At 70.2% G+C, this 687-nt stretch carries 1 pseudogene; it reads left to right on the forward strand.

The window, feature by feature from the left end:
- Positions 1-687: pseudogene (locus LXM94_RS25970) on the forward strand (integrase); the annotation flags it as partial.

Genomic DNA, 687 nt, shown 5'->3' on the forward strand with positions numbered 1-687 from the left:
GCTTCCGACTGGAAGCATTTTACCGCCTGGTGCCGGCGCCAGAACCTGTCGCCCCTCCCGCCGGATCCGCCGGTCGTCGGCCTCTACATCACCGCCTGCGCCTCCGGCTCGGCCGAGCGCGGCGCCAAGGCAAATTCCGTCTCAACAATCGAGCGCCGTCTTTCCGCGCTCACCTGGACCTATGCCCAGCGCGGTGAGAAACTCGACCGCAGGGATCGCGCCATCGCCACCGTGATGGCCGGCATCCGCAACAGCCATGCCGCGCCGCCCCGCCAGAAGGAGGCGATCCTGCCGGAGGAGCTGGTCGCCATGCTGGAGACGCTCGACCGGGGGACGCTGCGCGGCCTGCGCGACCGCGCCATGCTGCTCCTCGGCTTTGCCGGCGGCCTGCGCCGCTCGGAGATTGTCGGCCTCGACCTCGGCCGCGACCAGACGCAGGACGGCCGCGGCTGGATCGAGATCCTCGACAAGGGTCTGCTGATCACCCTGCGCGGCAAGACCGGCTGGCGCGAGGTCGAGGTCGGCCGCGGCTCGTCCGACACCACCTGCCCGGTGGTTGCCGTCGAAACCTGGATCAAGTTCGCCCGGATCGCAAAAGGCCCCCTCTTCCGCCGGGTCAAAGGCCGCGGCAGGGATGTCGGCCCCGACCGGCTGAACGACCAGGAGGTCGCCCGCCTCGTCAAGAAG

Origin of the sequence: Rhizobium alarense, from assembly GCF_021555155.1 — a bacterium.
GTDB lineage: Bacteria > Pseudomonadota > Alphaproteobacteria > Rhizobiales > Rhizobiaceae > Rhizobium_D > Rhizobium_D alarense.